This is a genomic window from Pseudomonas sp. WS 5051, assembly GCF_012985715.1.
Lineage (GTDB): Bacteria > Pseudomonadota > Gammaproteobacteria > Pseudomonadales > Pseudomonadaceae > Aquipseudomonas > Aquipseudomonas bubulae.
In genome coordinates, this window is the sequence record NZ_JAAQWV010000013.1 from 108,819 (window position 1) to 115,866 (window position 7,048).

The 7,048-nt window shown below is 62.6% G+C and carries 6 protein-coding genes and 2 pseudogenes; all 8 read left to right on the forward strand.

The features are described 5' to 3' along the window. Positions 1 to 23: 23 nt before the first annotated feature. Positions 24 to 1,004, forward strand: a complete 981-nt coding sequence (locus tag HBN79_RS18940) for a MoxR family ATPase (RefSeq protein WP_095000489.1) — start codon at positions 24 to 26, stop codon at positions 1,002 to 1,004. Next, entirely contained in the window at positions 1,004 to 1,954 is a 951-nt protein-coding gene (locus tag HBN79_RS18945) for a DUF58 domain-containing protein (RefSeq protein ID WP_095000490.1), read from the forward strand. The genes HBN79_RS18940 and HBN79_RS18945 overlap by 1 nt, the downstream gene beginning before the upstream one ends. Then, positions 1,951 to 2,439: a DUF4381 domain-containing protein gene (locus HBN79_RS18950; RefSeq protein WP_095018085.1), complete on the forward strand. Its 489-nt coding sequence runs from the start codon at positions 1,951 to 1,953 to the stop codon at positions 2,437 to 2,439. Before HBN79_RS18945 ends, HBN79_RS18950 begins: the two co-directional genes overlap by 4 nt. Further along, entirely contained in the window at positions 2,426 to 3,418 is a 993-nt protein-coding gene (locus HBN79_RS18955; protein ID WP_169917025.1) for a VWA domain-containing protein, read from the forward strand. Before HBN79_RS18950 ends, HBN79_RS18955 begins: the two co-directional genes overlap by 14 nt. 1 nt (position 3,419) lies before the next feature. Next, positions 3,420 to 4,489: pseudogene (locus tag HBN79_RS18960) on the forward strand (tetratricopeptide repeat protein); the annotation flags it as partial. Beyond that, positions 4,486 to 5,544: a BatD family protein gene (locus HBN79_RS18965; RefSeq protein ID WP_169917026.1), complete on the forward strand. Its 1,059-nt coding sequence runs from the start codon at positions 4,486 to 4,488 to the stop codon at positions 5,542 to 5,544. The pseudogene HBN79_RS18960 and the gene HBN79_RS18965, both read left to right, overlap by 4 nt. After that, positions 5,541 to 6,626, forward strand: coding sequence for an HAD family hydrolase (locus HBN79_RS18970; RefSeq protein ID WP_262372670.1), 1,086 nt, complete (start codon positions 5,541 to 5,543; stop codon positions 6,624 to 6,626). The genes HBN79_RS18965 and HBN79_RS18970 overlap by 4 nt, the downstream gene beginning before the upstream one ends. Positions 6,627 to 6,677: 51 nt before the next feature. After that, positions 6,678 to 6,896: pseudogene (locus tag HBN79_RS18975) on the forward strand (arylsulfatase); the annotation flags it as partial. Positions 6,897 to 7,048: the final 152 nt, after the last annotated feature.

The following is a 7,048-nucleotide window of genomic DNA, read 5'->3' on the forward strand; positions in this document are numbered from 1 at the left end:
CGTGCTCAAGCAAGGAATGCTTTATGACAGCGCTCAACGATCTGAATGCCCTGCAAGCCAGCATCGCCGAAGCGGTATTGGGCCAGGACGAGGTTATCCGCCAGATCATCGTCGGCTTGCTGGCCAACGGTCATCTGCTCCTCGAAAGCCTGCCGGGTTTGGCCAAGACCCGCACCGTCAAGGCGTTGGCCAGGCACCTAGAGGCGCAGATGAGCCGTATCCAGTTCACCCCTGACCTGCTGCCATCGGACATCACCGGCGCCGAGGTGCTGCACCAGGTGGACGGCCAGAACCTGATCCGTTTTCAACCCGGGCCGCTGTTTGGCAACCTGATCCTGGCCGACGAAATCAACCGCGCCCCGGCCAAGGTGCAGGCGGCCCTGCTTGAAGCCATGGAAGAACGGCAGATCACCGTCGCCGGCAACAGCCACCCGCTGCCCGCACTGTTTATGGTGCTGGCTACGCAAAACCCCATCGAACAGGAAGGTACCTACCCGCTGCCCGAGGCGCAGATGGACCGCTTTGTGATGAAAGTGCTGCTCGACTACCCAAGCCCGGCAGATGAATCCCGGGTGCTGCGTATGCTGCGCGCTGAAGAACAGGTGCAGCACGCCACAGCCGATACAGCCCCGCCGTTTACCCTGGGTCAGGAGGTGATTTTCGCGGCTCGCCGCGAAGTCGCCACAGTGGCCGTGTCCCCCGCCATCGATGCTTACCTGATCGACCTGATCAACGCCACCCGCCGTCCTGCCGACTATGACGCCGATCTGGCCCGCTGGATCAGTATCGGCGCCAGCCCCCGCGGCGGTATCGGCCTTGACCGCTGCGCCCGTGCCGACGCCTGGCTGCGCGGCCAGGCCTTTGTCACCCCGGACAACGTGCGCGCCGTGGCGTATCCGGTACTGCGCCACCGCCTGCAACTGAGCTACGACGCCGTGGCCGATGGCGTCAGCGCTGATCAGGTACTGCAACGCATACTCGACAAAGTCGCGATACCTGCCTGATGCACGCCCAACGGCAGGAGGCCGACGGCCTGGTATACGTCTCGCTTGCGCAACTGATGGCGCTGGAGTTCAAAGCGCGGGCGTTGAGTTTTGTCGCCCGCCAACCCCACGGCAGTATCCTCTCGGGCAATCATGCTTCGCGCTTGCGTGGCCGCGGCCTGAATTTTGACGAACTACGCCGCTATCAACCCGGTGACGACCTGCGCCACCTCGACTGGCGTGCCTCATTGCGCACTGGCAAGCCAGTGGTGCGTACCTTTACCGAAGAACGCGACCGCCCGGCCTTGATCGTGGTCGACCAGCGCATGTCGATGTTTTTTGGCTCCAGCCGCAGCTTCAAATCCGCCACCGCTGCCGAACTGGGTGCACTGGCCGCATGGATGGTGTTCAACGCCGGTGACCGGGTGGGCGCCCTGGTATTCAACGATCAACGCATCGACAGTATTGCCCCGCTGCGCAGCCGCAAACGGGTGGAGGCGTTGTGCAGCAAAATTGCCCGGCAAAACCAGGAACTCAATGCCACTCAACCGGACTGCGAAGACGCCGACCAACTGGACAAGGTTCTGCAACAGTGCCTGGCCATTGCCGGGCATGACCACCTGATTTGCCTGATCAGCGATTTCGCCGGGGCCGGGCCGCACACCCTGCAGTTGCTGCGCCAACTGGCAGTGCACAACGATGTCATCGCCATGCAGGTTTACGACCCATTGGCGCTGGACCTGCCCGACACCGGGCGCTTGCTGGTTACCCAGGGCCAGTTGCAAGTGGAGCTGGCGGTAGAGCACGCACACGTACGCCAGCCGCTGGGCGACTTCCTCAGCGGGCGCTTCAAGGACATCGCCAGCCTGCTGCGCCGCAGCCAGGTGCCGCTGATGATGTTCAGCACCGCGCAGGATACTCACAGCCAGCTGCGGATCGAACTGGGCAAACTGGGCGGGGCGCGGCCATGAGCAGTCCTATCCCCAGCATTGACCAACTGCAAACCCTGGCCCTGCCTGCACCCGTCAGCTACCTGCCGCAGACCTGGGGCTGGTGGGCCTTGCTTGGGGTTGTGCTGACCGGCCTGGCGGTCTGGGCGGCACGCGCCTGCTGGCAGTGGCGGCGTGACCGCTACCGGCGCGAGGCCTTGCAACGGCTGGCACAACTGCGCGCGGCCAACGACCCGCTGGGCACCTTGCGCGAACTGCCCACGCTGCTTAAACGGGTGGCACTGTCCATGCCCGTCCCGCAGGCAGCGGCGCCTCTGCAGGGCGAGGCCTGGCAGGACTTTTTACAACGCCACGGCCCGCCGCCTGTGCCCGAGGATTTCAGCCAGCAACTGGCGTTTCTGGCCTACGCCCAGGATGAGCAATTGCTCGCCCTGCCCGCCGCACAACGCCAGCAGTTGGTCGACACCTGTACACGCTGGGTGGAGCTGCACCATGTGGCAGTTTGATTATCCCTGGTTGCTGCTGTTGCTGCCCTTGCCGTGGTTCGGCTACCGCTGGCTGCCCGCTTACCGCGAAGCCCGCAGTGCGGTACGCGTACCGTTTTTCAACGCCATGAGCCGCGCTGTCGATCAAGCACCACAGATCGCAGGTGCGCAGCACAACATCTGGCAATTGCTGCTCAACCTGCTGGTGTGGACATTGCTGGTGGTGGCCGTGGCCAGACCGGTATGGGTCGAAAAACCCATCGAGCGCCAGCAACCGGTGCGCGACCTGATGCTTGCCATCGATATCTCTCAATCGATGCAAACCACCGATTTCACCGACGCCAGCGGGCAGAGGATCGACCGCCTGAGCGCGGTCAAACACGTGGTGCAGGACTTTATTGCCCGGCGCAAGGACGACCGCATCGGCCTGATCCTGTTTGGTAGCGCTGCCTACCCGCAAGCGCCCCTGACCCTCGACCACGCCAGCCTGTCGCTGCTGCTGGACGACACCGGCATCGGCATGGCCGGGCCCGACACCGCTATCGGCGACGCCATCGGCCTGAGCCTGAAACTGCTCGACCAGGCCCACGAGCAGGAGAAAGTACTGATCCTGCTCACCGACGGCAACGACACCAGCAGCGTCATCCCCGTGCCCCGTGCCGCGGCCATGGCGGCGGCCAAAGGGGTAGTGATCCACACCATCGGCATAGGCGACCCGGAAGCCGATGGTGAAGCCAAGGTCAACCTTGCAGCCCTGCAGAGCATCGCCAACAGCACCGGCGGCCAGTACTTTCGCGCAGAAGACCGTGACAGCCTGAACCAGGTGTACGCCACCCTGGACCGCATCACCCCGCACAGGGTGCAAACCTTCAGCCACCAGCCCAAACGTGACCTGTTCTGGTTGCCCGTAGCGGCCGCCATCAGCCTGATGACGCTGTATCACCTGCTCGCACTGCTGGCCTCACGGCGCCACCCGCGCTCACCACCGCGGGAGGCCTGAGATTGCCCGGCCCGGCAAAAACGTAGCGGCAGTGATCGAGCAGGCCAGGCGCCTGCTGCAGGCCGAGAAAGCTCCGGGCACCCTGCTGCTGATCACCGATGGCGCCGACACCTCGCAACTGGACAGCCTCAAAGCCCTGATGCACGACAATGCCCTGCAAGTACTGGTACTGGCAGTGGGCAGCAGCAATGGCGGGATCATTCGCGATGCCAGCGGCCAACCGCGCACCGACAGTTCCGGTCGCCCGCAACTGGGCAGCTTCGACAGCGCCGCGCTCAAGCAACTGGCCGCGGCCACCGATGCACCGCTGGGCAGCCTGACCATAAACAACGATGATCTGGACTGGGTCGAAGGCCACGCCCAACAGCACTTCCAGGCCGCCAGCGACGAGCAGCGCGAGCTGCAATGGAAAGACGCCGGTTACTGGTTATGCGGGCCCCTGCTATTGCTTGCCTGGTTCTCGGTGCGCCGTGGCTGGAGCCTCAACTGGAACGCCGTCCTGCTGCTGGGCGCAGGGCTGGCCCTGCAACCGTCACCGGCGCAGGCCAACGCACTGACCGATGCCTTCTTCACCCGGGATCAGCAAGGGCGTTGGGCCTTTGAGCACCAGCACTACCCCGCAGCAGCCGAGTTATTTGTCGATCCTTACTGGAAAGGCATCGCAGCTTATAACGCCGCCGATTTCGATCTGGCACTGGCCAGCTTTGCCCAGTTGAACACCGCCCCGGCGTACTTTTACCTGGGCAATATTTACGTACGCCGCTACAAGTTCGATCAGGCGATTGCCGCCTATCGCCAGGCCTTGGCCCTGCAACCGCAGTTCCCCGAAGCCAGTGCCAATTTGGCATTGGCCATTGCCCTGGAAAAAGATACCGACAGCGCCGAGCAGAACACCCCGAAGTCAAACCTGACGCGATCAAATTCGACAAGCCGCCAGGCAAAGGCCAGAGCAAACCGCTGCAAACCCCGCAGGCGGCCAGCGACGAACAATGGCTGCAAAACCTGACCACCTCTCCGGCCAATTTCCTGCGGCAAAAATTCAGCCTGCAAGACCAAAAGGTGGCGCCATGAAGCCCTGCGCCCTGGTACTGCTGATGTTCGTCGGCCTGGCACAGGCCAACGAACCGCAACTGTTGGTGCAGGCCCGGCTGGTACCGGGTGATGCCGTGGTGGTGGGCGAGACCTTGCAGTTGCAGGTCGATGTGCTCACCGACAGCTGGTTCACCCGTGGTGCGTCATTACCCGAACTGAACCTGGACGGTACCGATGTGACACCGCCCAATGGTGAGGCCGGGCACCTGTCGCAGACGATTCAGGGCCAGACCTTCAGCGGCCTGCGCTACACCTATCGAATCACCCCGACGCAGGCGCAAGCGTTCTCGATCGCGCCACTGACAGTGCGCGCGACCCCGGCGCAGGCCAGCCATGAGCTGTCGGGGCAAACCCCGGTGCTGACCTTTCGTGCCAGTCTGCCCGAAGGGTTCAGCCCCGGCGAACCGATACTGGTGGCCAGCGCGTTGCGCCTGAGCCAGACCCTGACCCCGCCAGGCGGCCCGTTCAAGGTGGGTGACAGCCTGACCCGCAGCGTGACGTTACAGGCCGACGGTACCCCGGGGCTGGCCCTGCCCGCTCCGCCCCGGGGCTCGGTGGCCGGACTCGGTGCCTACCCGCAGACCCCGCAGGTGAGCAATCTGGACGACGGCCGGGGCGGTTTCAATGGCGGTCAGCGCATTGACCGGATCAGTTATCGCATCGAGCGCGAAGGCGATTTCGAGCTGCCGGCAATCCGCGTCAAATGGTGGGACAGCGTGAACCGCCAAATCCGTTTCGGCGAACTCCCGGCCGTCACCTTCAAGGCCACAGCCAGCAGCAGCTACACCCCGGTGTTCTCGATCGTTGACGACCTCAGGCAAATGGGCCAACCCACCCGGCTGCGGCTGCGGCTGCCCGCCACGTTGCTGGTTGGCATCGGGTTATTGCTGCTGGCCGTTGCCCTGTCTGTGAACCGGCGGCGCTTGCTCCACGCTTTCAATGCCATGCGTCAGTGGAAACACAACCGCCCGCCGCGCAAAAACTATGGTTTGCGCCCGCTCAACCCAAGACATGAAAAGGACTTCCAAAAATGAATAAACAAAAAACTGTAGCCGTGGGAGCGAGCCTGCTCGCGAATGGTCTTCGCGAGCAGGCTCGCTCCCACTGGAGCAAAAGGATCTCGGCAAGAACGGCAGCGACTCTGCTATTCGCCCTGCCCCTGTTCGCCCTGGCTGCCGACCCGTTGCCCTCCTGGAACCAAGGGCCGGCGAAAAAAAGCATCATCGAATTTGTCGAGACGGTTACCACGCCAGACAGTAAGGGCTTTGTACAACCCGAAGCGCGTATCGCCGTGTTCGACAACGATGGCACCCTGTGGAGCGAGCAACCGGGTTATTTCGAGGAGCTGTTTGCCTTCGACGAAATCAAACGCATGGCCCCCCAACACCCGGAATGGAAAGACCAGCAACCGTTCAAGGCGGTGCTGGAAAACGACCACAATTCCCTGGCCGAAAGCGGCATGGAGGGCCTGCTGAAAATTTTCATGACGACCCACGCAGGGCTCACCACCGATGAGTTCCGCGACAACGTCCAGCGCTGGCTAAGCAGCGCACGCCACCCCACCAGCGGCAAGCCCTACACCGAGATGGTCTACCAGCCGATGCTGGAAGTGCTGGCCTACCTGCGCAGCCAGGGATTCAAGCCCTACATCGTGTCCGGCGGCGATACCGGCTTTATGCGCGTATTTGCCGAAGAGGTCTATGGCATACCGCCAGAGCACGTGATCGGCTCCACGTTTGTCACCGAATACCAGGTCAAGGACGGCAAACCGTCAATCCTGCGCACCGCCAAAATTGCCCACAACGATGACGGCCCCGGCAAACCGGTAAGTATCGACAGCGTGATTGGCCGCCGACCGATCCTCGCCTTCGGCAACTCCGACGGCGACCTGCAGATGCTCCAGTGGACCGCCGCCGGCGACGGCCCGCGCCTGATGGGGCTGGTGCATCACACCGACGCCAAACGCGAATGGGCCTATGACAAGGACTCGAAAATCGGCCGCCTGGACAAGGCGCTCGATCAGGCAAAACAGCAGGACTGGACTATCGTCGATATGGCGTCGCAATGGCGACGGATCTACCCGTTCGAGACCAGTGCCAACGAGCAACAGCAATAAGAAAAACAGCCGTCAGCAGTGCACCAACCAGGTCAACAAGGAGCAAGTTGCATGACTCGAACAGCCAAGTGGTTCCCCCGGCTAGCCCTCGTGGCGGCTTCGGTGATGGCGTTGTCCGCCACCGCCGTGGCCGCCGAAAAACCCAATATCCTGGTGATCTTTGGTGATGACATTGGCCAGTCCAATATCAGCGCCTACTCCATGGGTGTGGTGGGCTACAAAACCCCCAACATCGACCGGATTGCCAAAGAAGGCATGATGTTCACTGACAACTCTGAGGACCGAAGAGATCACCCTGAATCGCCCCTAGTTTCGTAGACACCTCCAAGCCTTAAAATGAGGCCCATTAGGAGGTGCCATGAGCAACCAGCGATATCCCGAAGAATTCAAAATCCAGGCGGTCAAACAAGTGACCGAAAAGA